The 253-nt window shown below is 58.9% G+C and carries 1 rRNA gene; it reads left to right on the top strand.

Features of this window, described 5'->3' with window-relative positions:
* Nucleotides 1-162: 162 nt before the first annotated feature.
* Nucleotides 163-253, top strand: a 16S ribosomal RNA gene (locus tag ADK60_RS27985); the annotation flags it as partial.

The following is a 253-nucleotide window of genomic DNA, read 5'->3' as shown; positions in this document are numbered from 1 at the left end:
AAAGTCAACGCCAGATATGTTGACATCCCCGGCCTCAGGGTTTCCTGGGGTTGGAGATTCCTTTATGTAGTAAACACTAGCGAGGACGCAGTGCGCGGGGCCGCCCTATTCCGGTGGTTGCCGTGCCGCTCGACGCGAGTGGCGCCCGATTACGGGCAGACATTCACGGAGAGTTTGATCCTGGCTCAGGACGAACGCTGGCGGCGTGCTTAACACATGCAAGTCGAACGGTGAAGCCCTTCGGGGTGGATCA

Origin of the sequence: Streptomyces sp. XY431, assembly GCF_001279805.1 — a bacterium.
Taxonomy (GTDB): domain Bacteria; phylum Actinomycetota; class Actinomycetes; order Streptomycetales; family Streptomycetaceae; genus Kitasatospora; species Kitasatospora purpeofusca.
Note: the sequence above shows the minus strand (reverse complement) of the source record. Positions and strands in the feature narration are given on the sequence as shown.